The sequence below is a fragment of the Rhodanobacter sp. B2A1Ga4 genome, from assembly GCF_018101315.1.
GTDB classification, from domain to species: Bacteria; Pseudomonadota; Gammaproteobacteria; order Xanthomonadales; family Rhodanobacteraceae; genus Rhodanobacter; species Rhodanobacter thiooxydans_A.
Genome location: NZ_JADBJR010000004.1, coordinates 258419 through 283136 on the forward strand (window position 1 = coordinate 258419; position 24718 = coordinate 283136).

25 protein-coding genes, 1 pseudogene and 1 riboswitch are annotated in these 24718 nt (G+C 63.8%); of the genes and pseudogenes, 9 read left to right on the forward strand and 17 right to left on the reverse strand.

Translation table 11 applies throughout. From position 1 onward, the window contains the following. The 3 genes from IMW82_RS14290 to IMW82_RS14300 all read right to left on the reverse strand — a co-directional run bounded on the left by IMW82_RS14290 (nt 1) and on the right by IMW82_RS14300 (nt 3199). A complete protein-coding gene (locus IMW82_RS14290) occupies nt 1–1497 on the reverse strand; it encodes a DHA2 family efflux MFS transporter permease subunit (RefSeq protein ID WP_211005016.1) in 1497 nt (498 codons plus the stop codon). After that, nucleotides 1494–2507, reverse strand: coding sequence for an HlyD family secretion protein (locus IMW82_RS14295; RefSeq protein ID WP_211005017.1), 1014 nt, complete (start codon nt 2505–2507; stop codon nt 1494–1496). The genes IMW82_RS14290 and IMW82_RS14295 overlap by 4 nt, the downstream gene beginning before the upstream one ends. A 128-nt stretch (nt 2508–2635) precedes the next feature. Further along, nucleotides 2636–3199 carry a recombinase family protein gene (locus IMW82_RS14300; RefSeq protein WP_211005018.1) on the reverse strand — a complete coding sequence of 188 codons (564 nt, stop codon included), beginning with the start codon at nt 3197–3199 and terminating at the stop codon, nt 2636–2638. Nucleotides 3200–3384: 185 nt separating this feature from the next. On the opposite strand from IMW82_RS14300, the gene IMW82_RS14305 reads away from it, so the two are divergent. The 7 genes from IMW82_RS14305 to IMW82_RS14335 all read left to right on the forward strand — a co-directional run bounded on the left by IMW82_RS14305 (nt 3385) and on the right by IMW82_RS14335 (nt 11333). Then, nucleotides 3385–3762, forward strand: coding sequence for a metalloregulator ArsR/SmtB family transcription factor (locus IMW82_RS14305; protein WP_211005019.1), 378 nt, complete (start codon nt 3385–3387; stop codon nt 3760–3762). Then, the gene (locus IMW82_RS14310; RefSeq protein WP_211005020.1) at nt 3759–4238 is read left to right on the forward strand and encodes an arsenate reductase ArsC; all 480 of its coding nucleotides are present in this window, start codon (nt 3759–3761) and stop codon (nt 4236–4238) included. Before IMW82_RS14305 ends, IMW82_RS14310 begins: the two co-directional genes overlap by 4 nt. 40 nt (nt 4239–4278) lie before the next feature. Then, nucleotides 4279–4647, forward strand: a complete 369-nt coding sequence (gene arsD, locus IMW82_RS14315) for an arsenite efflux transporter metallochaperone ArsD (RefSeq protein WP_211005021.1) — start codon at nt 4279–4281, stop codon at nt 4645–4647. Nucleotides 4648–4664: 17 nt separating this feature from the next. After that, complete coding sequence (arsA, locus tag IMW82_RS14320; protein WP_345777138.1) at nt 4665–6428, forward strand: arsenical pump-driving ATPase; 1764 nt, start codon at nt 4665–4667, stop codon at nt 6426–6428. Nucleotides 6429–6438: 10 nt separating this feature from the next. Beyond that, nucleotides 6439–6912 carry a CBS domain-containing protein gene (locus IMW82_RS14325; protein WP_066692786.1) on the forward strand — a complete coding sequence of 158 codons (474 nt, stop codon included), beginning with the start codon at nt 6439–6441 and terminating at the stop codon, nt 6910–6912. Between the two features lies 1 nt (nt 6913). Beyond that, complete coding sequence (locus tag IMW82_RS14330) at nt 6914–8200, forward strand: arsenic transporter (RefSeq protein WP_066692783.1); 1287 nt, start codon at nt 6914–6916, stop codon at nt 8198–8200. A 166-nt stretch (nt 8201–8366) separates the two neighbouring features. Further along, the gene (locus IMW82_RS14335; protein WP_211005022.1) at nt 8367–11333 is read left to right on the forward strand and encodes a Tn3 family transposase; all 2967 of its coding nucleotides are present in this window, start codon (nt 8367–8369) and stop codon (nt 11331–11333) included. Nucleotides 11334–11576: 243 nt separating this feature from the next. Here IMW82_RS14335 and moeB read toward each other — a convergent pair whose 3' ends face one another. From moeB to IMW82_RS14350, 3 genes are all read right to left on the reverse strand, one after another. Then, nucleotides 11577–12746, reverse strand: coding sequence for a molybdopterin-synthase adenylyltransferase MoeB (gene moeB / locus IMW82_RS14340; RefSeq protein ID WP_211005023.1), 1170 nt, complete (start codon nt 12744–12746; stop codon nt 11577–11579). A 144-nt stretch (nt 12747–12890) separates the two neighbouring features. Further along, entirely contained in the window at nt 12891–13670 is a 780-nt protein-coding gene (locus IMW82_RS14345) for a carboxymuconolactone decarboxylase family protein (RefSeq protein WP_244754341.1), read from the reverse strand. Between the two features lie 49 nt (nt 13671–13719). After that, entirely contained in the window at nt 13720–13902 is a 183-nt protein-coding gene (locus IMW82_RS14350; RefSeq protein ID WP_211200248.1) for a hypothetical protein, read from the reverse strand. A 184-nt stretch (nt 13903–14086) separates the two neighbouring features. Here IMW82_RS14350 and IMW82_RS14355 point away from each other — a divergent pair, with 184 nt between their 5' ends. After that, entirely contained in the window at nt 14087–14974 is an 888-nt protein-coding gene (locus IMW82_RS14355) for a LysR family transcriptional regulator (RefSeq protein ID WP_211005024.1), read from the forward strand. A gap of 254 nt (nt 14975–15228) precedes the next feature. Here IMW82_RS14355 and IMW82_RS14360 read toward each other — a convergent pair whose 3' ends face one another. The 11 genes and pseudogenes from IMW82_RS14360 to IMW82_RS14410 all read right to left on the reverse strand — a co-directional run. After that, a complete protein-coding gene (locus tag IMW82_RS14360; protein WP_211005025.1) occupies nt 15229–16236 on the reverse strand; it encodes an ABC transporter ATP-binding protein in 1008 nt (335 codons plus the stop codon). Then, the gene (locus IMW82_RS14365; RefSeq protein ID WP_211005026.1) at nt 16236–16991 is read right to left on the reverse strand and encodes an ABC transporter permease subunit; all 756 of its coding nucleotides are present in this window, start codon (nt 16989–16991) and stop codon (nt 16236–16238) included. Before IMW82_RS14365 ends, IMW82_RS14360 begins: the two co-directional genes overlap by 1 nt. Before the next feature lie 8 nt (nt 16992–16999). Next, entirely contained in the window at nt 17000–17911 is a 912-nt protein-coding gene (locus IMW82_RS14370; protein WP_211005027.1) for an extracellular solute-binding protein, read from the reverse strand. Further along, nucleotides 17908–18258, reverse strand: coding sequence for a hypothetical protein (locus IMW82_RS14375; RefSeq protein WP_211005028.1), 351 nt, complete (start codon nt 18256–18258; stop codon nt 17908–17910). The genes IMW82_RS14370 and IMW82_RS14375 overlap by 4 nt, the downstream gene beginning before the upstream one ends. After that, nucleotides 18255–18842, reverse strand: a complete 588-nt coding sequence (locus IMW82_RS14380; protein WP_211005029.1) for a molybdenum cofactor guanylyltransferase — start codon at nt 18840–18842, stop codon at nt 18255–18257. Before IMW82_RS14380 ends, IMW82_RS14375 begins: the two co-directional genes overlap by 4 nt. Further along, on the reverse strand, nt 18811–19320 hold the full coding sequence (locus IMW82_RS14385; protein ID WP_211005030.1) for a molybdenum cofactor biosynthesis protein MoaE: 510 nt from the start codon (nt 19318–19320) through the stop codon (nt 18811–18813). The genes IMW82_RS14380 and IMW82_RS14385 overlap by 32 nt, the downstream gene beginning before the upstream one ends. Nucleotide 19321: 1 nt before the next feature. After that, a complete protein-coding gene (locus tag IMW82_RS14390) occupies nt 19322–19582 on the reverse strand; it encodes a MoaD/ThiS family protein (protein ID WP_211005031.1) in 261 nt (86 codons plus the stop codon). Continuing rightward, nucleotides 19579–20832 (reverse strand): gephyrin-like molybdotransferase Glp, encoded by a 1254-nt coding sequence (gene glp / locus IMW82_RS14395; protein ID WP_211005032.1) that lies wholly within the window; start codon nt 20830–20832, stop codon nt 19579–19581. The genes IMW82_RS14390 and glp overlap by 4 nt, the downstream gene beginning before the upstream one ends. Next, a complete protein-coding gene (gene moaCB / locus IMW82_RS14400) occupies nt 20829–21842 on the reverse strand; it encodes a bifunctional molybdenum cofactor biosynthesis protein MoaC/MoaB (protein WP_244754343.1) in 1014 nt (337 codons plus the stop codon). The genes glp and moaCB overlap by 4 nt, the downstream gene beginning before the upstream one ends. A gap of 3 nt (nt 21843–21845) precedes the next feature. Beyond that, nucleotides 21846–22829 (reverse strand): GTP 3',8-cyclase MoaA, encoded by a 984-nt coding sequence (moaA, locus tag IMW82_RS14405; protein WP_211005033.1) that lies wholly within the window; start codon nt 22827–22829, stop codon nt 21846–21848. Then, a riboswitch (molybdenum cofactor riboswitch) is annotated at nt 22823–22958 on the reverse strand. Its footprint overlaps the gene before it by 7 nt. Before the next feature lie 259 nt (nt 22959–23217). Then, nucleotides 23218–23991, reverse strand: a pseudogene (locus IMW82_RS14410) (IS1595 family transposase); the annotation flags it as partial. A 157-nt stretch (nt 23992–24148) separates the two neighbouring features. Between IMW82_RS14410 and IMW82_RS14415 the strand changes: the two are divergent. Continuing rightward, on the forward strand, nt 24149–24697 hold the full coding sequence (locus tag IMW82_RS14415; RefSeq protein ID WP_211005034.1) for an arsenate reductase (azurin) small subunit: 549 nt from the start codon (nt 24149–24151) through the stop codon (nt 24695–24697). The last annotated feature ends 21 nt before the right edge of the window (nt 24698–24718 follow it).

Below are 24718 nucleotides of genomic sequence, written 5' to 3' on the forward strand. Positions count from 1 at the left end.
TCAGAGGCGTTGGCGGGGTTTGCGGAGGAACAGGACGAGCGGACTGGCCGCGAGCATGACCAGCATCAGCAGCTTGAACTGGCCGATCACCGCGATCAGTGCCGCCTGGCCGGTGACCATCTCGTTGATCGCGCCGAGCGCCGGCCCAGCGAGCGGGCCGGCCGCCTGCGCGGCGACGCCGTAGGGCCGCAGATGCCTGGCGAGCGCCAGGTGCATGGCCTGGGTGTTGTTGTAGAAGTAGATCTGGACGATCGCGACGCCGATCGTGCTGCCATAGAGCCGCGACAGGTTGAACAGCACCGTGCCCTCGGCACGGAACGTCGGGTCCAGCGTGCCGAAGGCTTCCCGGGTCAGCGCGGGCATCATCATGCCGAGGCCCGCGCCCTGGAGTGCACCGGCGACCATCACCGGCATGCCATCCATCAGCGGCGAGTAACCGAGCATGCGCCAGTTGGCATAGATCACCAGCGCCATGCCGAAGGCCACCAGCAGCCGGTTGTCGATCACTCGGGGCGCGCGCCAGGTCAGCATCAACGCGCCGATCAGCGCGGCGCCGCGTGGGATCGTGAGGTAGCCGGCGGTGTCGGCGGGGTAGCCGAGCAGTTCCTCCAGCATCGGCGAGGTCAGCGCCAGCGTCGGCAACAGCACGAAGCCGAAGGCGAAGAAGATGATCGCGCTGAGCCCGAAATTGCGGTCCCGGAAAAGCGCTTTGCTCAGGAAGTGCTCCCGCCGCGTCAGCGCGTGCACGATGTACAGGTAGAAGCCCAGCGCCGAGACGACGGCTTCCACCCGGATCTCGGTCGAGGCGAACCATTCCAGGCGCTCGCCGCGATCGAGCAGCATCTGCAGCCCTGCGACGCCCAGGGTGAAAGTGAGCAGCCCGAAGAAGTCGAATGGCGGCCCCTTGGCGAATTTCTTCTCGGGCAGGTACAGCCCCATGGCCGGCAGGATGAACGCGACCATCGGCAGGCTGAACCAGAACAGCGCATGCCAGCCGCAGTACTCGCTGAGCCAGCCGCCGATGCCCGGCCCGCTGAGGATGCCGAGCAGCGAGGTCACGCTCCACACCATGCCGATCCGCCCGTGTCGCAACGGCGGCAGCTCGTCGAGCAGGATCGCCATGGACAGGGGCGCGAGCGTCCCGCCCGCGGCCCCCTGGAAGATGCGCGCGACCACGAATTGCAGCGGTGTGGTTGCCAGCGTGTCGAGCACCAGCGCCACGCTGAAGAGCACGATGGACGTCTGGAACACGGTCTTGCGCCCGAACCGCGCAGCCAGCCAGTGCATCAGCGGCATCACGATGGCGCTTGCCGCGATGTAGGAGGTGAACACCCAGCCGATCTCGTCGTCGGTCATCGACAGGCCGCCCTGGATGTGCAGCACCGCGGCATTCGGCAGCGAAATGTTGACCGCCTGCATATAGGTCGCGAGCAGGGCGGCGGCGACGATGGCGCGATGGCCAAACGACGTCGTGCCCGGGGCAGGGGACGTGCTCACAGGCGTGCGTCCGCGACAGTCCCGGCCGGAGTCCGTTGCACCCCGGTATCCACCCGTGCGGTCACGCTGATGCCGGAATACAGCGGCCAGCGCGCGTCAGTGGCATCGAGCTCGAGGCGCACCGGCAGGCGCTGGACCACCTTCACCCAGTTGCCGGTGGCGTTCTCCGGCGGCAGCACCGAGAGATCCGACCCGGTACCGGGACTCATGCTGACCACGTGGGCGTGGAACGGGTGCCCGGGATAGGCATCCACCTCCACGGTGGCCGGCTGCCCCGGGCGCATCCGGGTCAGGCCGGTCTCGCGGAAGTTGGCCTCGATCCAGACGTCGCGGCTGGAGATCATCGAAAACACCGCCGCCCCGCCGTGGACGAAGTCGCCCACCTGGAGGTCGTCGACATGGGTCACGATGCCGTCATCGGGCGCGACGACGTTGGTGTAGGACAGGTCCAGTCGCGCGCGGTCCAGTTGGGCCCGGGCTTCACGTACCGCCGGATGCCGATCCACGTCGATGTCCGGATTGCCGTCCAGCCCGGCCACGGTCCGCGCGACCTGCTGCTGCACCGAGGCGAGGTGCTGCCGGGCGACCTTGAAGTCCGTCTCGGCGCGTTCATAGGCGGCGCGGGAGGCGAAGTTCGATGCGAGCAATCCTTTCTTGCGCGCGAATTCGCGCCGGTCGAAATCGGCCGCATCGCGGGCGGAGAGGGAGTCGGCCAGTTGCTGGCGATAGGTCGCCTTCAGCGCCTGGATCTGCATGCGCGCACTGGCCAGCCGCGCCTGGGCCTGGGCCACGGCGAGCCGGTAGGGTTGCGGATCGACGCGGAACAGCAGCTGGCCTTTGCGGACCCGCTGGTTGTCCTTTACCCGGATCTCCACGACCTGGCCGGACACCCGGGCATTGATCGAGTCCCTCGCCGCGCGGACGAACGCATCGTCCGTCGAGACGTAGCGCATGTCGGCGAGGAACCAGGCGGCACCGCCCAACGCCAGCACCACCGGCAGGGCAAGCATCAATGGCCAGCGCAGCCTTTCCCTCGTCGTGCGGGTCGCGGCCGCAGGCCCGTGCCCTGTGTCCGGGGCCTTCGTGTTGTCGTCGACTTCCTGAAGGGGTCGTCTCAGAAAACGGAAAACAAAGCACGTTAAGCTCGAATTTCGCGCAGGTACTGGTACAACGTTTCGCGGCTGATGCCAAATTCACGGGCCAGCTTTGCCTTTTGCTCGCCGGCATTGACGCGTTGCAGAAGTTCAGCGGCGCGTTCGGGCGAAAGCGCTTTCTTGCGGCCCCTGTAAGCTCCGCGCTGTTTGGCGAGCGCAATACCTTCTTTCTGTCGCTCACGGATCAAGGCCCGCTCGAATTCGGCGAACGCGCCCATGACCGACAACATCAAGTTCGCCATCGGTGAATCCTCGCCGGTGAAGGTCAGGCATTCCTTGACGAACTCGATGCGCACACCGCGCTTGGTCAGCTTTTGCACGAGGCGACGCAGGTCATCGAGGTTGCGGGCCAGGCGATCCATGCTGTGCACCACCACCGTATCGCCTTCGCGCACGAAGGCCAGTAGTGAGTCAAGTTCGGGCCGCTGGGTGTCCTTGCCCGATGCCTTGTCGGTGAATACCTTTCCGACTTCGGCCTGCTCCAGTTGCCGCTCCGGGTTTTGGTCGAAGCTGCTGACCCGGACGTAGCCGATACGTTGACCTTGCAAGATGCCTCCAAATAGAAAGTGTCAGGAAGAAATCTATGACCTTGCGTAGCTTGTGTCAATAAATTAAGTACGCGAGTCTATCCGGACGTTTCGGGATAGGCTGTCCTGACGCCCGGTTAGGGTATAGCCTAATCGGACGCGACGGCATGATTGAATCATTTTAATAGTTGTAGTACAATTTGAGCATGGAAAAGCAAGCCGCAACATCGATCTTCGAATCCCTCTCCTCGGGCCTGCGCTTGGATGTGTTCAGGCTGTTGGTCAAGAAGGGGCCGGGCGGCATGGTGGCAGGCGAGATTGCTAACGCGCTGGACATACCGCCGGCCAACCTTTCCTTTCACCTCAAGGCGCTGTCACAAGCTCATCTGGTGACGGTTGAGCAGGAGGGTCGCTTCCAACGTTACCGAGCGGACATCCCGTTAATGTTGGATTTGATTGCGTACCTCACCGAAGAATGCTGTTCGGGTAGTCCCGATCAATGCCTTGAACTACGTACCGCCTCGAAGTGTTCCGAGGAGTTCTTGCCGCTCCTGTCACCCACTCCAACGAAAGCGACAACATGAATATTCTGTTTCTTTGTACCGGTAACTCCTGCCGTTCCATCCTGGCGGAAGCGACCTTCAACCACTTGGCTCCGACAGGCTGGAAAGCGATGAGTGCGGGAAGTCAGCCGACAGGGACGGTCCATCCGCGTTCCCTGTCGCTCCTGACACATGAAGGTATCGACACGGGCGGACTGCACAGCAAATCATGGGACAACCTGCCGCTGGCCCCGGATGTGGTCATCACTGTGTGCGCAAATGCTGCCGGGGAAACCTGCCCGGCTTATCTTGGTCCGGTACTGCGTGCGCATTGGGGTGTTGACGATCCCGCTCATGCCACAGGGACCGAAGCGGAAATCGAAGCCGCGTTCCCGACGGCCTACCGTATCTTGCGGCGTCGCATCGAAGCCCTCCTCGCGCTGCCGTTGGCGCAACTTTCGCACGACCGGACACGCTTGAAGGCGGAACTGGATCGGATTGGGGTGCTTTCGGCGTAGTTTTTTTGACTTATATTTGAATACTTGATGGAGAGTTTAAATGAAGAAGATCGAAGTGTTTGACCCATCGCTGTGTTGCAGCACCGGCGTCTGCGGCGTGGATGTTGACCAAGCCTTGGTGACTTTTGCTGCTGATGTTGATTGGGCGAAGCAGAACGGCGCGCACATCGAACGCTACAACCTGGCGCAGCAGCCACAGATGTTTGCCGAAAATGCGACCGTAAAAGGTTTTTTGCAGCGCTCCGGTCAGGATGCGCTGCCACTGATCCTGGTCGATGGTGAAGTGGCCCTCGCAGGGCGTTATCCAAAGCGGGCTGAATTGTCCCTCTGGATCGGCATTGATCAACCTGCAGATGCCGCCATACCGGCGACGGGCGGTTGCTGCTCCGGCCCGCGTGGCTGCTGCTGAACAACATGGAGAAAATGATGATGATATTCCTGCAACTTCCTCCCCGCTTTCTGTTTTTCACGGGCAAGGGCGGCGTCGGCAAAACCTCGATTGCCTGTGCCACGGCTATTCAATTGGCCGAGGCCGGAAAACGCGTCCTCCTGGTCAGTACCGACCCAGCATCCAACGTCGGGCAGGTATTTGGTGTTGATATCGGTAATCGCGTCACACCGATTCCGGCGGTTCCACGTCTTTCTGCCTTGGAAATTGATCCCGAGGCAGCGGCCAGTGCCTATCGGGAGCGCCTGGTCGGCCCGGTCCGCGGCGTGCTTCCTGATGACGTGGTAAAGGGCATCGAAGAATCGTTGTCCGGCGCGTGCACCACCGAAATTGCCGCATTTGACGAGTTCACCGCGCTACTGACCAACGCGGCACTCACGGCTGATTACGAGCACATCATCTTTGACACAGCGCCCACCGGCCACACTATCCGCTTGCTGCAACTGCCGGGCGCGTGGAGCGGCTTCCTAGAAGCCGGCAAGGGCGATGCCTCGTGCCTCGGCCCGCTGGCCGGTCTGGAAAAGCAGCGTACTCAGTACAAGTCGGCTGTTGAAGCCTTGGCCGATCCGCTGCAAACCCGTCTGGTGCTGGTCGCTCGCGCCCAGCAGGCGACCTTGCGCGAGGTCGCCCGAACCCACGAAGAACTGGCAGCCATAGGCCTCAAACAGCAACATCTCGTCATCAACGGCATCCTGCCTCACATCGAAGCCGCTACCGACCCACTCGCCGCTGCAATCCACGAACGGGAACAAACGGCGCTGAAGAACATCCCGGCTACGTTGACTGCGCTTCCGCGTGATCATGTAGAACTCAAGCCCTTCAATCTCGTCGGCCTTGAAGCACTGCGGCAGTTGCTGACCGACCTTCCTCCACAAGCACCCACAGCGGTTGATTCCCCGATCGAACTCGACGAGCCCAGCGTGGCCGAGCTGATCGACGGCATCGCGGCGGATGGACACGGGCTGGTCATGTTGATGGGCAAGGGTGGTGTAGGCAAGACAACCCTGGCGGCCGCCATCGCGGTCGAACTGGCGCATCGCGGCTTACCGGTGCATCTGACGACCTCCGATCCTGCTGCCCACTTGACCGACACACTGGATTCCTCGCTCGATAATCTGACCGTGAGCCGAATCGATCCGCATGCCGAGACCGAGCGCTATCGCCAGCACGTCCTGGAAACCAAGGGCGCTCAACTCGATGCCGAAGGCCGCGCGCTGTTGGAAGAGGATCTGCGTTCGCCCTGCACGGAAGAGATTGCGGTCTTCCAGGCGTTCTCCCGCATCATTCGCGAGGCCGGTAAAAAGTTCGTCGTCATGGACACGGCCCCGACCGGGCACACCTTGCTCCTGCTCGACGCGACGGGTGCGTATCACCGCGAAGTGTCACGACAAATGGGCAAGACCGGCGTGCACTTCACGACGCCGATGATGCAATTGCAGGACCCGAAGCAAACGAAGGTACTCGTCGTCACGCTGGCAGAGACGACGCCGGTATTGGAGGCCGCCAACCTGCAAGCTGACTTGCGCCGTGCCGGGATCGAGCCATGGGCCTGGATCATCAATACCAGCGTGGCGGCAGCCTCGGCCAAGTCGCCGTTACTGCGTCAGCGTGCGGCCAACGAGCTACACGAAATCAGCGCCGTGGCGAATCAGCACGCAGACCGTTACGCGGTTGTCCCGCTTCTGAAGGAAGAGCCAATCGGTGCAGAACGACTGCGTGCGCTCATCCATCCCCAAACATAGGAGATCGACCATGTTGATCCGGAATTACATGACGCCCGATCCGGTAACCATTCAACCTGAAACACCGGTTGAGGACATTGCGAGCATGCTGCTTGCCCATCGCATCAACGGCGTTCCGGTGGTCGACGGCGCTGCTCGGCTGATCGGCGTTGTAACTGCGCAGGACTTGATTCACCGGGGAGCGGACGAACGGCTTGAACCACGTGAATCGGTTTGGAAGGAGAATTTCTGGGTTTCCTTTCTTGGCCCAAAGGGGACGCAGCGCGACAAGGCCGAGGGGCGTACTGCCGCAGAGGTAATGACCACGGAAGTGCATAGCGTCGCGCCTGCCATGCATCCCTCCGTTGCAGCCCGGCTGATGGTGGAGCATCAATTAACGTCCCTTCCTGTCGTGGAGGATGGGAAAGTGATCGGCGTCATCTCCCGGATTGACCTCTTGAGCCTTCTTAAAGAACTCGAAAACCCCCTGAAAAGAGAGAATTGACGTGATTGCCGCCCTTCTGATTTTTCTTGCCACTATCGTCCTGGTGATCTGGCAGCCGCGCGGGCTGGGCATTGGCTGGAGTGCAACGCTTGGCGCTGTCGTGGCGCTACTGTCCGGCGTCGTTCACCTCGGTGACATTCCTGTCGTCTGGCAGATTGTCTGGAACGCCACAGCCGCATTCATTGCCATCATCATCATTAGCCTGTTGCTCGACGAGGCAGGGTTTTTCGAATGGGCAGCGTTGCACGTCGCACGCTGGGGCGGCGGGAAAGGACGTCTGCTGTTTGCGCTGATCATCTTGCTGGGTGCAGCCGTCGCCGCGCTTTTTGCCAACGATGGCGCAGCGCTGATTCTCACGCCAATCGTCATGGCCATGTTGTTGGCACTGGGGTTCAGTCCGGCGGCAACGCTCGCGTTCGTCATGGCGGCAGGGTTCATCGCAGATGCCGCCAGCCTGCCACTTGTCGTATCCAACCTGGTCAACATCGTCTCTGCCGACTTTTTCAATATCGGGTTCAATGACTACGCTGCGGTGATGGTTCCAGTGAATATTGTCGCCATCATTGCCTCTCTGGCCGTGCTGTCGATCTATTTCCGCCGCAGCATCCCCGCACGCTACGACGTGAATCAGTTGAAACAGCCGAATGAGGCCATTCGCGATGTGGCTACGTTTCGTTTCGGCTGGGTGGTTCTGGCCCTGCTGCTGGTCGGATTCTTCGGCCTTGAGCCGCTAGGCGTGCCGGTTAGCGCCGTGGCTGCCGCAGGCGCCCTGCTGTTGCTCGTCGTCGCTGCGCGCGGGCATGTCATCAGCACCCGCAAGGTGATCCGTGAAGCGCCTTGGCAAATTGTCGTTTTCTCGCTGGGAATGTATCTCGTGGTCTATGGGTTGCGTAACCAAGGCCTGACCGAGCATATCGCAAGGCTGCTGGATTACTTCGCACAAGGCGGTGTATGGGGCGCCGCCTTTGGAACTGGCTTCCTCACAGCGCTGCTGTCCTCGGCCATGAACAACATGCCGACGGTACTGGTCGGCGCCCTGTCCATTGATGCCACAAGCGCAACGGGCGTGGTGAAGGACGCGATGATCTACGCCAATGTGATCGGTAGTGACCTGGGGCCAAAGGTCACCCCGATCGGCTCGCTGGCGACGTTGCTTTGGCTGCATGTGCTGGCGCGCAAAGGAATGACAATCACATGGGGGTATTACTTCAAGGTGGGCGTTGTGCTAACCGTCCCCGTGCTCGCGGCGACCCTGGCAGCGCTGGCACTGCGCCTGAGTCTCACTTGATGCGTGCGGAGCGCTGTTTGCAGACATACAGTATTGGAGTGAAGAAGGGTGAGCGGCTTGGCGTATGGCTATTCTCTTGAGTGCAGTCATCGGGATACCGCTCTATATCCGCGCCTTTTTTTAGCGGAACTGGACTTACTCGGCCACAGAAAAAAAAGGTGTATCCATGCCACGCCGTTCGATCCTGTCCGCCGCCGAGCGTGACAACCTGCTGGCATTGCCGGACGCCAAGGAAGAGCTGATCCGACATTACACGTTCAGTGATACCGACCTCTCCATCATTCGGCAACGGCGCGGGCCTGCGAACCGCTTGGGCTTTGCAGTCCAGCTCTGCTACCTGCGCTTCCCTGGCATCTTCCTTGGCGTCGATCAGTCGCCGTCCTTGCCCCTGCTGAAACTGGTCGCCGACCAGATCAAGGTCGGCGTCGAGAGCTGGGACGACTACGGGCAGCGAGAGCAGACCCGGCGCGAACACCTGGTCGAACTGCAAACGGTGTTCGGTTTCCAGCCGTTCACCATGAGCCACTACCGGCAGGCCGTCCATACGTTGACCGAGTTGGCCATGCAAACCGACAAAGGCATCGTGCTGGCCAGCGCCTTGATTGAGCATCTGCGGCGGCAGTCGATCATCCTGCCCGCTCTCAACGCCATCGAGCGCGCCAGTGCCGAGGCCATCACCCGCGCCAACCGGCGCATCTACGATGCCCTAGCCGAACCGTTGTCGAACGGGCACCGTCATCGTCTCGACGATCTGCTAAAACGCCGCGATAACGGCAAGACAACTTGGCTAGCCTGGCTGCGCCAGTCGCCCGCCAAACCGAACTCCCGCCACATGCTCGAACACATCGAACGCCTCAAAGCCTGGCAGGCCCTCGACCTGCCCGCTGGCATCGAGCGGCTGGTGCACCAGAACCGCCTACTCAAGATCGCCCGTGAGGGTGGCCAGATGACGCCCGCCGATCTGTCCAAGTTCGAGCCGCAGCGGCGCTACGCCACCCTCATGGCGCTGGCCATCGAGGGCATGGCCACCATTACCGATGAAATTATCGATCTACATGACCGCATTCTGGGCAAGCTGTTCAACGCTGCCAAGAACAAGCATCAGCAGCAGTTCCAGGCATCCGGCAAGGCGATCAACGCCAAGGTGCGGCTGTATGGACGCATCGGCCAGGCGCTGATCGACGCCAAGCAGTCGGGCCGTGATCCGTTCGCCGCTATCGAGGCCGTCATGTCTTGGGATGCCTTCGCCGAAAGCGTCACCGAGGCGCAAAAGCTCGCGCAACCCGATGACTTCGATTTTTTGCACCGCATCGGTGAGAGCTACGCCACCCTGCGCCGCTATGCACCGGAATTCCTTGCCGTGCTCAAGCTGCGGGCCGCGCCCGCCGCCAAAAACGTGCTGGATGCCATTGAGGTACTGCGCGGTATGAACACCGACAACGCCCGCAAGGTGCCCGCCGATGCGCCGACCGGCTTCATCAAACCGCGCTGGCAGAAGCTGGTGATGACCGACACCGGAATCGACCGGCGCTACTACGAACTGTGCGCCCTGTCGGAACTCAAGAACTCCCTGCGCTCGGGCGACATCTGGGTGCAGGGTTCGCGCCAGTTCAAGGACTTCGAGGACTACCTGGTGCCGCCCGCGAAGTTCGCCAGCCTCAAGCAGTCCAGCGAATTACCGCTGGCCGTGGCCACCGACTGCGACCAGTACCTGAGCGAGCGCTTGGAGCTGCTGGAAGCGCAGCTCGCCACGGTCAACCGCATGGCGGCGGCGAACGATCTGCCGGACGCCATCATCACAGAGTCGGGCCTGAAAATCACGCCGCTCGATGCGGCGGTGCCGGACACTGCGCAAGCGTTGATCGACCAGACGGCCATGATCCTGCCGCACGTCAAGATCACAGAATTGCTGCTTGAAGTCGATGAATGGACGGGCTTCACCCGCCACTTCACGCACCTGAAATCGGGCGATCTGGCCAAGGACAAGAACCTGTTGCTGACCACGATCCTGGCCGACGCGATCAACCTGGGGCTGACGAAAATGGCCGAGTCCTGCCCCGGAACGACCTACGCCAAGCTCGCCTGGCTGCAAGCCTGGCATACCCGAGACGAAACCTATTCGACGGCGCTGGCCGAGTTGGTCAACGCCCAATTCCGGCACCCCTTCGCCGGGCATTGGGGCGACGGCACCACGTCATCGTCGGACGGCCAGAACTTCCGCACCGGCAGCAAGGCCGAGAGTACCGGGCACATCAACCCGAAATACGGCAGCAGCCCAGGACGGACTTTCTACACCCACATTTCCGACCAGTACGCGCCATTCCACACCAAAGTGGTCAATGTCGGCGTGCGCGACTCGACCTATGTGCTCGACGGCCTGCTGTACCACGAGTCCGACTTGCGGATCGAGGAGCACTACACCGACACGGCGGGCTTCACCGATCACGTCTTTGCGCTGATGCACCTGCTGGGCTTTCGTTTCGCGCCGCGCATCCGCGACCTGGGCGACACCAAGCTCTACATTCCCAAGGGCGAAACCGCCTATGACGCCCTCAAGCCGATGATCGGCGGCACGCTCAACATCAAGCATGTACGCGCCCATTGGGACGAAATCCTGCGGCTGGCCACCTCGATCAAGCAGGGCACCGTGACGGCCTCGCTGATGCTGCGCAAGCTCGGCAGCTACCCACGCCAGAACGGCCTGGCCGTGGCCCTGCGCGAGCTGGGCCGCATCGAGCGCACATTGTTCATCCTTGACTGGCTACAAAGCGTGGAACTGCGCCGCCGCGTGCATGCCGGGTTGAACAAGGGCGAAGCCCGCAACGCGCTCGCCAGGGCGGTGTTCTTCAACCGGCTGGGCGAAATCCGCGACCGCAGTTTCGAGCAGCAGCGTTACCGGGCCAGCGGCCTCAACCTGGTGACGGCAGCCATCGTGCTGTGGAACACAGTTTATCTGGAGCGAGCCGCGAATGCCCTGCGTGACCACGGCAAGCCCGTTGATGACTCTCTGTTGCAGTATCTGTCGCCGCTGGGCTGGGAGCACATCAACCTGACCGGCGATTACCTCTGGCGCAGCAGCGCCAAGATCGGCGCGGGCAAGTTCAGGCCGCTACGGCCGCTGCAACCGGCTTAGCGTGCTTTATTCTCCGTTTTCTGAGACGACCCCTACCAGGTGAAGAGCGGCGGAAAGAACGGTTATCGAATCCATGCTGCGCAGTCGGCCACCGAAGGGAGTCTTGCGTGACCAGGAAGGGAGGAGCTTGCCAAGCGGAAGCAACGTATCCGAATGCCTCGAGCCGCATGGCGAATTTCAAATGATCCCCATATTCGTCCCGGCACTACGGGCAATGCCATGCGTCGATTCCGCCAGAAGAATTCACCCAGCGGAAGCGCACAGCAGGGCAACGTCCTCGTAGCCGCGAAACACTGCATTGCGGCCGCAGCCGGGGCAGCCGGGATCGCGTGGCAAGCGTGTTTCGTGAAAGCGCATGCCGAGCGCGTCGAACGACAGCAGTCGGCCGACCAGTGGCTCGCCGATACCCAGGATCAGCTTCAGCACCTCGGTCGCCTGCAGCAGGCCGATGATGCCGGGAAGCACGCCCAATACGCCGGCCTCGCTGCAGTTGGGCGCATCAGCCCTCGTAGGCGGCTCGGGGAACAGGCAGCGATAGCACGGCGAGGCCGCGTTTCGTGGATCGAACACGCTCACCTGCCCGGTGAAGCGCTCGACCGCGCCGTACACCATCGGAAGCTTCAACCTGAGTGAGGCCGCGGACAGCAGATAGCGCGCGGGGAAATTGTCGGCACCATCAATCAGCACATCGTGTCCGGCCAGCAACGTCTCGACGTTGGCCGCCTGCAGGCGTTCGGCATGCGTGACCACGCGCACGTGGGGATTGAGTGCGGCCAGCGCGATCCGTGCCGATTCGACCTTGGGCATGCCCACGCGAGCGTCGGCGTGAATGACCTGGCGATGCAGGTTGGACCGCTCCACGCGGTCGTCATCGATCAGGGTGAGCTGCCCCACCCCGGCAGCGGCGAGGTAAAGCGCCGCTGGCGAGCCAAGGCCACCGGCACCAAGCAGCACCACCCTGGCCGCGGCGAGCTTCGCCTGTCCCGTTTCGCCCACCTCCGGCAAACGTAACTGGCGTGCATAGCGTTCGGCCGCATCGGCATCGAGTGCGCCTGCTGTCATGGGCAGGCCCTCGGACTTCCAGCGTTCGAAGCCACCGGCAACCGACCGCACGTCACGGTAACCGAGCCGTTGCAACGACTCGGCCGCCAACAACGAGCGCGTGCCACTGCCGCACAAGACGAGGATCGGGTGATCACGGTCCGGCTGGACTTGCTCGATGCGCAATTCGAGAAAACCACGCGACAGGCCCAGCGCACCAGCCGGCGAGCCTGGAGCACGCTCGGCGTCGTCGCGCACATCGATCAGTAGTGCACCCTGCGCCTGCTGCGCCATAGCCTCCGTGGGAGGGACCTCCGGGATACGCCGGCGCAAATCGGCCAGCCAGGTCGTGCTGTCGGAATGAGTGGACATGAAAACAGTGTAAGACACACCGGTGCCTTACCCGAGCTTCCTTCAACGACGAACCACAAGCCACGCCTTGCACGCGATTGCCCGCAGCCGGACAATCCAGATGCACGCGCAGTCCGATACGGTGCCATACGCTCCGATCCAGACTCAAGGGGAAGCATGAATCACCTGATCGAGAAGGCGAAGAATCTGCTGGAGCCTGGTTCGACCATGGGAGCGGTCTTCTTCGGCCTGTTTTTTCTCGTGCTGGCCTTTCTCGCGGCGATGGCCATCCGGCGGGGTGCGCGCCGCATCGAACACGGGTTGTCCGATACCACGGTGCTGCAGTTCGCCAGCGTGTTTGCGCAGTTGCTGGTCTATCTGATCGCCTTCGTGCTTTACGCCCATCTCGTGCCACCGTTGCGCGGTGGGAGCGAAGTCGAACAATGCTCCTTTCACCGGCCCGCCCGAGAGTTTTGTCTGGTTCGCGGTGCCGGCGGCCAGCAGGGCTTCACCCGTAGGGATGCCATGACCGGGGGCTTGGCCAAGCGCATCGTCGATGCCTTTCTCTTTACGCGACGCCACGACTTTCATCAGCTCGCCAAGTGCATTGAGGCTGCGCGGAAATCCAGCATAGGCGTAAAGCTGCAGAAGAACTTCCCGAACGTCGCTGATCGTAAGGCCGGCATCCAGCCCTTCATTCAAGACGATATCAAGCTTGGTCATGTCACCCGCTGCGGCGAAGGCGGCGATGGGCACGATGGCTTGTTGCCGGGTCGAGAGCGTTTCCGATGTGCGTGATGTACTTGTCATGGTTTTCGATTCCTCTTTGGTGGGAGCCGCCTGACTTAGCGCCGATGCCAGTCCCAGCGCAACGAGCAAGGCACTGGCGTTGCAAAGCCTGATGAATTTCTTGATACGCATTGATGGCTTATGGATGTCGCTCATGTGCAGTCACCTTGGTTGTCGCAGCCCGTGCCCTCGAAAGTCCGCGGGCTCAGATGCACAACATCGTCATCGTCTTGATCGCGCGGCGCTCGTCCATGGCCTTGTAGCCTTTGGCCACTTCGGCGATCGGCAGCACCAGATCGAACACCTTTCCCGGCTGGATCTCGCCCTTCTGCACGCGCTCCATCAGCTCGGGCAGGAAGCGCCGCACCGGTGCTGGACCACCGAACAAGCGGTGCTGGTGCCGGTTGAACTGGCAGCGTTCGTCTAAATGCCAGGAGCGGCCGCTTCATGCTTCCGCCCCGGGATCAGCAGGTTGAGCCATTGTCCCCCGCGCGATGCCTAATTGAGAAGATGATGAATACTTGTATGCCTTATTAGATGTACTAATTAATCAGGCATGCCAGAATAGCCCCATGGCACGACGCAACCTCAATGATTTGCTGGCCTTCGTCACGGTCGCCCGAGAAGGAAGCTTTACGCGCGCGGGCGCCGCTCTGGGTGTGAGCCAGTCGGCGCTCAGTCAGGCCATCAAGGCATTGGAAGAACGACTGGAGATTCGACTGCTGACCCGCACCACGCGCAGCGTGTCGCCCACCCCTGCGGGTGAGCGTTTGCTTCAGGCGATTGGTAACCGCTTCGACGAAATCGAATCGGAACTGGAAGCGCTCACGGCGCTACGCGACAAACCTGCCGGTTCGGTGCGGATCACCAGCGGCGACCACGTTCTGCGCAACATCGTGCTGCCCAAGCTGACGCCGTTGATGCATCACTACCCGGACGTCCACATTGAATTCGACGTTGCCTACGGGCTGCGCGACATCGTCGCCGATCGCTTTGACGCCGGCGTTCGCCTGGGCGAAAGCATCGACAAAGACATGATCGCCATGCCCATCGGCCCGAGACTGCGAATGGCGGCGGTCGCGTCGCCAAGCTACTTTGAGAATCATCCTGTGCCGAAGTCACCGGATGATCTGACCAAGCACCAGTGCATCAACATCCGCTTTCCCACGCACGGCGGCCTCTATGTCTGGGAGTTCGAGCGCCGTGGTCGACAAGTGAATGTGCGTGTCGACGGCCAGGTCACTTTCAATACGTCTCCGCACATCGTGCTGGCGGCACTGGACGGACTGGGCATCGCCTTCCTACCCGAAGAAGAGTTCTCGCCGCATCTCGAAAACGGCAGGCTCGTACGCGTGCTCGAGACTTGGTGCCCGCCGTTTCCGGGCTACCATCTGTACTACCCGAGCCGTCGGCAACCCTCGCCCGCATTTTCTCTCGTCCTTAATGCGTTGAGGACTTAAGGTGACGGAGTTGGAATAGGCAATGCTCATCCGGCCAACCTGTGACCCTCCTGCGCATCATGCCGTTTTCTTTGAACGACTGCTTCGGGTCGACAAGCGCCCCTCGGTCGAATGGTCACTGGTTGGCGACGCCGGTCAAGTCGGTGGCGAGCTTGGTCAACTGTACTGGCAACAACTGATCGACAAACCGGCAATTTGCACCTGGTGGCAACATGGCCATGTGGCGCGCTCATCCATGAGCGCCCGGATGACCCTCACGGGTACGCACATCCATGGGCGAGCCAACAACGGATCGCCGACGGTGGCAGCCACAACATGATGGGTGCCATCGGCAGCGCTTGTCCCGGCGGCAGTGTCACCCAGAGTCGGGCCTGTCCGCAGCGCAGTCCCAGGTAGCCGCCATGCGCGCCGGTCTGCCGCAGTTCCAGCGAGGCGGCTACTGCTCCGACCGGTGCCGTGGTTGCCTCGTGCAGCGTCACTGCCGAAGGCGCGATATGCCAGTCCACCGGCGTGCCGTCGGGCAGCGCGGTGTGTACCGGCAGCGACACGCCTGCCTCCGTCCACAGCAGTTGCTGCGAGGGTCCGGGTGCGCCGACGAGGCGGCCGCGCTGCACGTTGCGCAGGCCCAGCAGTCGCGCCACCGCGCCGCTGGCCGGCTGCGCATGCACGTCTTCCGGCGTGCCGGTCTGCACGATGCGACGGTCGTGCATCAGCACCAGTCGATCGGCCACGGCGGCGAGGGCCGGGTCGTGGCTGACCGCCAGCGCGGGAATGCCCGCCTCGTGCACTTCCGCGATTAGTTCGGCAAGCACGTCTTCGCGGGTGGACGGATCCAGCGCCGACGTGGGTTCGTCTAGCAGCAATAGGCGCGGTTGTCGTGCCAGCGCGCGTGCCAGCGCCACGCGCTGTTGCTGGCCACCGGATAGTTGCGCGGGCCAGCGCTCGGCGAATTCGGCCATGCCCACGCGCTCCAGCCAGGTCATGGCCTGCTGGCGGCGGTGCGCACCGCGCAGCGCGAACGCCACGTTCTGCCATGCGCGCAGGTGCGGGAACAGCGCGTGTCCCTGCGGCATGTAACCCACCGCGCGCTGTTGCGGCGGCAGCCCGTCGAAGGGCTCACCGCGTGCCGGCACCAGTCCGGCGATGGCGCGAAGCAGCAGCGACTTGCCCTCGCCGCTGGCACCCAGCAGCACGGTAAAGCCTTCCACCTCGAAGCGGGCGTGAAGCGCCACCGGGTGCTCGATGCGGTAGTCGATGCGCATCAGGACAAGCGCCTGCGCACGGCCAGGCCCAACACCAGCGGCAGCGGCAGCGCCACCAGGAAGAACACCCACAGCAGTGGGTACACCGCCTGCAAGCCGCTGTCCTGCAGGTTCACCCACAGCTTCACCGGGATGCCCTGCGGGTAATAGGCGACGATCAGCACTACGCCGAATTCACCCAGCGCCCGCACCCAGGCCAGTGCCACCGCCGCCGCCAGGCCCAACCGCGCCAGCGGCAGGCTCACGTGGACGAAGCTGCGCCATGGCGAATGGCCCAGGGTCAGCGCGATCTGTTCCAGTTCGCGCGGTACGCCCTCGAACGCGGCACGCGCCGCGATCACGTAGTACGGCAGCGCGGCGTAGAACTGCGCCATCACGAAGGCCGGTGCCGAGTTGGTGAGCAGCAGCCCGACGCGTTCCAGCAGACTGCCAGCCGGACCGTAGGGACCGTACATGGTGGTCAGCAACAGGCCCATCGCCAGTGGCGGGGTGAGCAACGCCAGCAATAGCAGGGCATCGATCAGCCACTGCCCGCGCACGCGATGCCGCGCCAGCCACCAGGCCAGCGGCGTGCCCAGCGCCACGATCAGCACCAGCGCCAGCAAGCTGTAACCCAGCGATACCGCCACCGCACTACCATCGCCGTGGGCGAAGCGGAAGTGGTGCCAGTCGGTGGCCAGCAACAGACCCACGAAAGGTGTGGCCAGCAGGACCAGCGCGAAGGCAGCGACCAGCGCAGGCAACCGCAGGCGCATGGCTGGTATCACAGTGCATCGCCATGCGGTGGGCCGTAGCCGCGCTCACGCAGCATCGCCTGTCCTTCGGCGCTCTGCAGCAGACGCACGAAGTCCGCACCCAGCGCGGGTTGTTTCGCATTCGTCGGCACTGCCGCGTAGAACACCAGCGGCTGCGCCTTGATCACCTTGCCGTCGGCCAGGGCCAGGTGAGCCTGCGAGTACCACGATGCCTGCATCGCAGGCTGCGCCAGGTCGATCTCGGCCGGCAGGTCGATGACGGGCAGGTGATGCGAATGCGCCGCGCTGGCGTAGCCGATGGCGGCGTCGATCTGGCCGGCCTGCAGGCGCGACATCAGCGAGGGTTCGGCGAAGATCTGGCGGGGGTTTTGCAGCGCGCCGGCGACCTGTTGCAGCAGGTGTGGCTGATGGTAATAACGCTCCGCCAGTTGCAGCGTGAGCAGCGCATTGGCACCTTGTGGATCGATGGATGGATCGGTGCGCCCCAGCCGCAGGCCAGGTTCGCGCAGCACGTCGTACCAGCGCTTGTCACCGCGCGCGGCGGCGGCGAAATCGGCGGCGTAACGGCTGTCCGGGCTGTAGATCACCACCATGCGCGTACTGGCCACCGGCACCGCGTGATCCACCAGCGCGGCCTGCTGCAACACCTGCATCGGACCCGGTGTGATGGCTACGAATACGTCGGCCTGCATCTGTTTGCCCGCCAGCAACCGGGCCAAGGCATAGGAACCCTGGCCGATGCCCTGATAACCGGCGCGATGCGTCCTGGCGAAGGCCGGGCCGAGCGATTGGTCCATCACCACGCCCATCGAGCCGGCATAGGCCACGCGCAACACAGGGTCGTCGGCGGCCAGCGCGGCCATGCCGACGAGCATCAGCAGCGGCGCGAGCCAGCGCGCCAGGTGGCGAGTGGGGGTCATGCGCCGCTCTCCTTTCCGGCGCGGCGTTGTCGCACGCTGTCACGCACGTCCACGTCGAACAATACCTGCAGGGCTTCCCCGTCCTGCGTCGGGAGCGACAACGACAGGCCTTCGCGGCTGGGCAGGCGAGCGCCCAAGGCGCGCACTTCGCTCTCGTCCAGCACTACGCGCCAGCCATCACCGTCGCGCTGCCAGCCATGGCCGTGGGCCAACGCCAGCTGTTGGCGCTCCACCCGTCCGTCGGGCCAGCGTGTTTCGTTGCCCACGGCGGCACCGGCGAGCAGCTGCGCCAGTTCCGCTTCGTCTATGCGCAGGCGCAATGCCTGGCCCTGCAGTTGCACTTTCATCCGGCCACCTCGTTCCAGTTCGCTTGGGTATTGCAGTCGGTCAGCTGCGTCGCCTCGGCGACGTTCAACGCGATCTCGCTGCTGCCGGTGGCGGCCTGCAGCGCACGCAGCGAGCGTTGGCGCGGATCGTCACGCTGCAGCAATGCAAGCAACATGGAGCGGCTGTGCGCATCCAGGTGCCAGCGCATCGGCAGTACATGCCCGGCGAAACGCAGGCAGCGCGCATGGGGCTGTTCATCGCGCAGGCGACGCAGCAGCGCGGCGTGCAGCAGCGGCATGTCCACCGGGATCACCAGCAGCTCGGCGTCGCTGACCAGCGCATCGGCGATGCCAGCCAGGCCGCCGAGCGGTCCGGCCTGCGGCATGGCATCGACGACGCCGTGATAACCGGGTCGATGCCCGCTGACCCGTACGTCATCGATGCCTGCCTCGCGCAGCACGGCGAGCTGGCGTTCGATCAGCGGACGTCCCTGCCAGTCGAGCAGCGCCTTGTCGCGGCCCATGCGCGAAGACAGGCCGCCGGCCAGCACCACGCCGATGCATGGCAGCGGCTCAGTGGCCGTGCCCACGACCGGTTTCGTCATGGTTGGCATGCGCGCGCTCGGCTTCGCGCTGCTCTTCGCATAGCGAGCAACCTTCGCTCCAGGCGCTGTCGCCGTCGATGTAATGCTCCTGCTTCCAGATCGGTGCCTCATGTTTCACCGCCTCGATCGCCAGCCGGCAGGCGCGGAACGCCTCGTCGCGGTGCGGCGTGCCGACGGCCACCAGCACGGCGAGATCGCCGACGGCGAGGTCGCCTTTCGCGTGCGCGATGTACAGCTTCAGCGGCGCGCCCGCCTCGGCGCGCGCGCGTTCGCCAATGGCGCGGAACATGCGCAGCGCGAGCGGCTCGAACAGGTCGTAGCTGATCCCGGTGACGACGCGGCCCAGGTTGTGCTCGCGCACCCGGCCGATGAAGCTGGCGATGCCGCCGAAGCGCGGATCGGCTACGAAATCCAGCGCCGCGGCCACGTCCAGCGTGGCCACGCGCCGTTCCACCACAGCGACGTGCAGATCGTCCATGTCAGCCTCCGCTCACCGGCGGCAGCACCGCCAGCTCCACGCCTGCGGGCACGGTGCGGTGGTTGTGCAGGATTTCCTCGGCACTGGCGAAGGCCGAGCGCCGCACCAGGCCTGCACGGATCGTCGGCGCATGCTCGTGCAAGTAGGCCGTGAGCAGTTCGCGCAGTTCGGCAATGGTGCTGTCGGGAGGCACGTCCAGTTCGACATGGCCGCTCGGATCGGCCTCGCGCAGCGCGCCGTACAGTGCAATTCGGGTTTTCATGCGGCGCTCCCGCCGAGATTCGGGCTTTCCAGATGGCCCAGGCCATAGACGTCCACCAGCGTTTCCGCCGGCATTGCCGTGGCTTCGACCGGCACCACGACCCAGGCGTTGGCCGCGGCCAGCGAGCGCATGCGATAGGACTCCTGTCCCTGCAGCACGGTGGCGGCGAGGCGACCGGCAGCATCCACGCCCACGCGTGATTTCAGGTGGAAGCGCAGCCTTGGTTTCTTGGCGTAGGCCGCGCTCAGCGGCACCCGCCACGGCCGCTCGCACGGCAGGCCCAGCATGGCGCGCAGCGCCGGCTCCACGAAGAAGCGCAGCCCCACGGCCACCGCGATCGGGTTGCCGGGCAGGCCGAAGAACAATGTGCCATCAGGCAATCGCGCAAACAGCAGCGGTTTACCAGGGCGGATCGCCAGCTTGTGGAAACGCACTTCGGCACCGAGACGTTCCAGCGCCTGCGGCACGAAGTCGTAGCGGCCCATCGACACCGCGCCGGTGGAAATCATCACCTGCGGGCGGGCAGCACGGGCGCGCTCGAACGCGGCGAGGAAGGTGTCTACTTCATCGCCCACCGTTTCGATGTGAGCCAGTTCGGCACCGGCCAGCGGCAGCCGCGCGGCAAGGAAAGGACCGTTGGAATTGCGGATCTGCCCCGGTGCCAGCGCTTGCGCCACGTCGTCGACCAGTTCGCGGCCGGTGCACAGCACGGCGACGCGTGGCCGCACGATCACCTGGACGCGCGCCACGCCCAGTGCCGCCAGCAGCATCAGGTGCTGCGGTGCCAGCACGGTGCCGGCGGCCAGCACGGTTTCGCCCGCGGCCACGTCGGAACCGGCGGTGCGCACGTTTTGCCCCGCTGCCAACTCCGCCAGCAGGCGCACGCGTGGCGGTGCTTCCAGCCGTTCGGTCTGCTCCACCGGAATCACCCGATCCAGTCCGTCGGGCAGGCGCGCACCGGTCATGATTTCCCAGGCACCGCGCACATCGTGGCGCACACCGTCGCCCGCGGCCTGTTCGCCTTCGATCGGCCATTCGCTGCCGGCCGGCAGCGGTTCGGCACCGCCGCCGAGCGCGTAGCCGTCCATCGCCGAGTTGTCGAACGGCGGCAACGCGCCGGCGCTCCTCACCGGTTGCGCCAGCACGCGACCCAGTGCGGCGACGACGTCACAGTCCTCCGCCGGCAGCGATGCGCAGGCATCGAGGATGATGTCCAGCGCCTCGGCCGGATCGAGTAGATCGTGGCTCATGCGTGGCCTCCGCCGGCGACCATGTCCAGCGCATGCGCGAGAATCGGCGCGAGGATGTCCATGCCCTGCGCTACCGCCTTGGCACTGCCGGGCAACGCGATTACGAGCGTCTCGCCCACCAGCACGGCGTCGGCGCGGCTCAACCATGCCAGCGGCGTGTGCTGGCTGCTTTCGCTGCGGAACAGTTCGCCGATGCCGGCGACGTGGCGGTCGGCGGCCAGCGCCAATGCCTCGGGCGTGCGGTCACGCGGTCCCAGCCCGGTGCCACCGGTGCACAGCACCAGCCGCATGCCGCTGGCGGCCAGTTCGCGCAGGCGTGCGGCCAATGGTTCGGGTTCGTCGGGACGCAACTCGGCCGGGCCGATGTCGGCACCCAGCGCGCGCAGTCGCTCCACCAGCAGGGGGCCGGAGGTGTCCTCGCAGTCGCCGCGGCTGGCGCGGTCGCTCAGCGTGATCACCGACGCCGGCACGCCTTCCAGCCGTGCCGGCTCGCGCGGACGGTAATGCTCGCGCTCGGCATCGCTCATGCCCTCGGGATGGAACCACAGGCCCTTCTTGCCGCCCTCCTTGAACAACAGTCGCACGCTGCCCATCGACAAGGCCGGCTGCACCGGCTTGGTCAAGTCGTAGAGGGTCAGCAGGGCCGCGCTGACCCCGGCCAGCGCTTCCATCTCCACGCCGGTGCGGGCGAAGGTGGCCACCTCGCAGTAGACGCGGATGGCCTGGCGTTCGGGCACCGGTTCGCAGCGCAGCTCGATGTATTCCAACGGCAACGGATGGCACAGCGGCATCAGCTGCGAGGCATTCTTCGCGCCCTGCAGGCCGGCGATCTCGGCCATGGCGATGGCGTCGCCCTTGGGCAGGCGTCGTTCCACGATGTCGTCATAAGCGCTGCCGGCGGACAGCTCGCCCACCGCCACTGCGCGGCGTGCGGTGATGCGCTTGCGGCGCACGTCGGCCATGTGGAACGTACCGTTTTGAAGCGGGGCGCGCTTCTCGCGCTCGTGCATGAATTAGCCTCCGGTGGATGCGAGATGGGGAGTGATGCCGGTGCGGCCTTCGTGCAGGAAATGGCCTTGCTCCTTGCGCCCGATCTGTCCGCCGATGGCGCGCACCAGGTCATCGAGCTGGTCGTCGTCCTGCAGCAGCGGGCGCAATGGGATGCCGAATTCGCCGAACAGGCACAAGCGCAGGTCGCCGGTGGCGGTAACGCGCAGGCGATTGCAGCCAGCGCAGAAATCCTTCGAGTAGGGCGCGATGATGCCGATGCGCCCGGCGTAATCCGGGTGACGGTATTCGCGGGCAGGGCCGGCATCGGCGGCACGCGGCAGCACTTGCCAGCCGGCGTCCAGCAACTCAGTCTCCAGCGTCTCGGCACGCACGTGGTGGTCGCGGAAAAAAGCCAGGTTGTCGCCGGTCTGCATCAGCTCAATGAAGCGCAGGCTGATCGCGTGGTCGCGCAGGTAATCGAGCCAGGTGGGCAGTTCATGGTCGTTCACGCCGCGCAGCAATACGGCATTGAGTTTCACCGCGGTCAGCCCCGCGGCCAGCGCCATGTCGATGCCGGTGAGGATGTCGTCCAGCCGGTCGTGCCCGGTGATGCGCGCGAAGGCGGCGCGGTCGAGGCTGTCCACGCTGACGTTGATGGCAGTGAGTCCGGCATCCATCCATTCGCCCAGCCGACGCGACAGCAAGGTGCCGTTGGTGGTCATCGCCAGCTTGTCCACGCCCGGCACCGATGCGGCGGTACGCAGCACCTCGGTGAGGTCATGCCGCACGCTGGGTTCGCCACCGGTGATGCGCAGCTTGTGCATGCCCATCACGGCGAAGCCGCGCAGCAGCCGTGTGATCTCCGCCAGGCTCAACGGCGCGGCAGCACCCGCCGCAGCGTGGTAGCCGTGCGGCAGGCAGTACGTGCAACGGAAGTTGCACGCGGGAATGATCGACAGTCGCAGATACGGAAAGCGACGACCGAAGCGGTCGGCCAGCGGGGCCATGATCCTTGCTCCTTTCCAAAGTCGGGAGGCGGACGGGTTTCCCCGCCCACCCGGTGGCTCACAGGCCACGGACGCACGACCTTGTTCTGATGGGAGCGAAGGTCGTGAGCCTCGGAGTTGTAGGGCACTACATTACAACTATTCGGCCAGTCGCAATTTCTACGCTAGCACCCGACAGGCAAGAGAAACCCACTCGCTCTTAAACCCAAGCCTGCCCCTGCTCAAGGCAGAAGGGGGGGCAGACTGTTAGCGCCGTAGCGTATGCATCACAGGACCGATCGGCGATTGTCGCCGTGGCCATTTTGTACCCTTGCCACGCAGTCAGTTCTTGTCGATGGCAGCGCCAAACTTCGAGAGAAATCCTTCAAAATTTGGCGCAAGCGCCAATCTTTCGAAGAATGCATACGACTCGGTGCACTCCTGGGAGCACTTCGTGCGCATCTTTGCCGGAACCCTTGATGGAGGTACTTTGGTGGGCGTAATCGGTCCCGGCTGCTCCTGGATAGGATGCCAGTCCGTCAGTATGGATCGTGGAGCCGGGCTCAACATGAGCCAGGAGAAAGGATCGCAGAGCGCCAGTTTCGGCGTGGGGGATGACTTCAATCCGGCACCGGCCGAATCCTTTGGGTTGCATCTGTTCAACCGCCACCGCGACGAGAGACTTGCCAGCAGCCCCGCGGCCGCGCTTCCCAGGCCGAACGCCGCCAATCATGGTCTCATCCACTTCGACATCGCCGGACAGCCGATCATGCTCGGCGTGACCAATGGCGCAGCGGAAGCGGTGAAGCATCGCCCAGGCAGTCTGGTAGGAACCGAATCCAAGAAGGCGATGGAGGGTCTTGGCGGACACCCCGTTCTTCGGCACCGTCATATGCCAGGCGGTCGCGAACCATACCGTAAGGGGTGTTTTCGTGTGATGAAAGAGGGTGCCTGCTGTGGCAGATACCCGGCGACGACATGCCTTGCACCACCATCGGCTATCCTTCGTACTCCACCCCGCGTTGCCAGAGCATGCGGGACACAAAAAGCCATCCGGCCAACGGAGCCAGTCAAGATAGTCGAGGCAAGCGGTATCATCAGGGAACCAGCCGAGAAAGTCTGCGTAGTTCTTGGGGTAATCCTTGCCGGCCACTGGCCGACGTTGCGGCTTCGGGCTCTCCATCCAGAAATGCTAGCATCGCCGCATTTGTATGGATACCCCACTTTTCTTAAGTATTTGAACAGAAAGAACTATAAAAATGTTCCGGCGCAGGGCGCCTGGGCATACCACTTGCATAACACCGTCGGACTCCAAGTCTTTCCAGTCCCAAGGAGATGTCATGAGTGAGAGTGAACAGTTGTCCCGTCGTAAATTCCTGAAGATTGCCGGCGTGAGTGTAGCCGGTGCCGGCGCCGCGATAACTTCTGGTGTCGGTCTGGCGGCAGCAGCTTCCGGCGCAAAGAGTATTCCGGGAGCAAACGCAGGCTCAGCCATGCTTGCGTATCCAAAGGCGGAGGTGGGCAAGGCTGGTGTCATGAAGGTCAATGAGCCGGTCTACTTCACCTACCCCGATTTGAGCTCGCCATGCATTGCCTTGAAGATGGGGCGTCGCGTAGCCGGTGGGGTAGGGCCGCAAGGCGATATCGTCGCCTTCAGTCAGCTCTGCACGCACATGGGTTGTCCGGTGAGCTACGAGGCGGAAACCGCCAGGCTCAAGTGTCCCTGTCATTACAGCATGTTCGATCCGGAAAAGTCGGGTCAGATGATCGCCGGTCAGGCGACCGTGGATCTTCCCCAGATCCAGCTTGAGTACATGGAGGCGAGTGACACGATCCAGGCGACTGCCATCAATGGCCTGATCTACGGCCGTCAGGCCAATCTGCTGTAAGCGTCGACGAACCCGGAGGAT

Coding starts and splice junctions, on each gene's coding strand:
- moaCB (WP_244754343.1), bottom strand. CDS start 21,842: ATGCACGAGCGCGAGAAGCGCGCCCCGCTTCAAAACGGTACGTTCCAC.
- IMW82_RS14305 (WP_211005019.1), top strand. CDS start 3,385: ATGGAAAAGCAAGCCGCAACATCGATCTTCGAATCCCTCTCCTCGGGC.
- IMW82_RS14390 (WP_211005031.1), bottom strand. CDS start 19,582: ATGAAAACCCGAATTGCACTGTACGGCGCGCTGCGCGAGGCCGATCCG.
- IMW82_RS14355 (WP_211005024.1), top strand. CDS start 14,087: ATGGCACGACGCAACCTCAATGATTTGCTGGCCTTCGTCACGGTCGCC.
- arsD (WP_211005021.1), top strand. CDS start 4,279: ATGAAGAAGATCGAAGTGTTTGACCCATCGCTGTGTTGCAGCACCGGC.
- IMW82_RS14360 (WP_211005025.1), bottom strand. CDS start 16,236: ATGCGCATCGACTACCGCATCGAGCACCCGGTGGCGCTTCACGCCCGC.
- IMW82_RS14385 (WP_211005030.1), bottom strand. CDS start 19,320: ATGGACGATCTGCACGTCGCTGTGGTGGAACGGCGCGTGGCCACGCTG.
- IMW82_RS14345 (WP_244754341.1), bottom strand. CDS start 13,670: ATGAGCGACATCCATAAGCCATCAATGCGTATCAAGAAATTCATCAGG.
- IMW82_RS14325 (WP_066692786.1), top strand. CDS start 6,439: ATGTTGATCCGGAATTACATGACGCCCGATCCGGTAACCATTCAACCT.
- IMW82_RS14370 (WP_211005027.1), bottom strand. CDS start 17,911: ATGACCCCCACTCGCCACCTGGCGCGCTGGCTCGCGCCGCTGCTGATG.
- IMW82_RS14415 (WP_211005034.1), top strand. CDS start 24,149: ATGAGTGAGAGTGAACAGTTGTCCCGTCGTAAATTCCTGAAGATTGCC.
- IMW82_RS14380 (WP_211005029.1), bottom strand. CDS start 18,842: ATGACGAAACCGGTCGTGGGCACGGCCACTGAGCCGCTGCCATGCATC.
- IMW82_RS14335 (WP_211005022.1), top strand. CDS start 8,367: ATGCCACGCCGTTCGATCCTGTCCGCCGCCGAGCGTGACAACCTGCTG.
- IMW82_RS14365 (WP_211005026.1), bottom strand. CDS start 16,991: ATGCGCCTGCGGTTGCCTGCGCTGGTCGCTGCCTTCGCGCTGGTCCTG.
- glp (WP_211005032.1), bottom strand. CDS start 20,832: ATGAGCCACGATCTACTCGATCCGGCCGAGGCGCTGGACATCATCCTC.
- IMW82_RS14375 (WP_211005028.1), bottom strand. CDS start 18,258: ATGAAAGTGCAACTGCAGGGCCAGGCATTGCGCCTGCGCATAGACGAA.
- arsA (WP_345777138.1), top strand. CDS start 4,665: ATGATGATATTCCTGCAACTTCCTCCCCGCTTTCTGTTTTTCACGGGC.
- moaA (WP_211005033.1), bottom strand. CDS start 22,829: ATGGCCCCGCTGGCCGACCGCTTCGGTCGTCGCTTTCCGTATCTGCGA.
- moeB (WP_211005023.1), bottom strand. CDS start 12,746: ATGTCCACTCATTCCGACAGCACGACCTGGCTGGCCGATTTGCGCCGG.
- IMW82_RS14310 (WP_211005020.1), top strand. CDS start 3,759: ATGAATATTCTGTTTCTTTGTACCGGTAACTCCTGCCGTTCCATCCTG.
- IMW82_RS14295 (WP_211005017.1), bottom strand. CDS start 2,507: ATGCTTGCCCTGCCGGTGGTGCTGGCGTTGGGCGGTGCCGCCTGGTTC.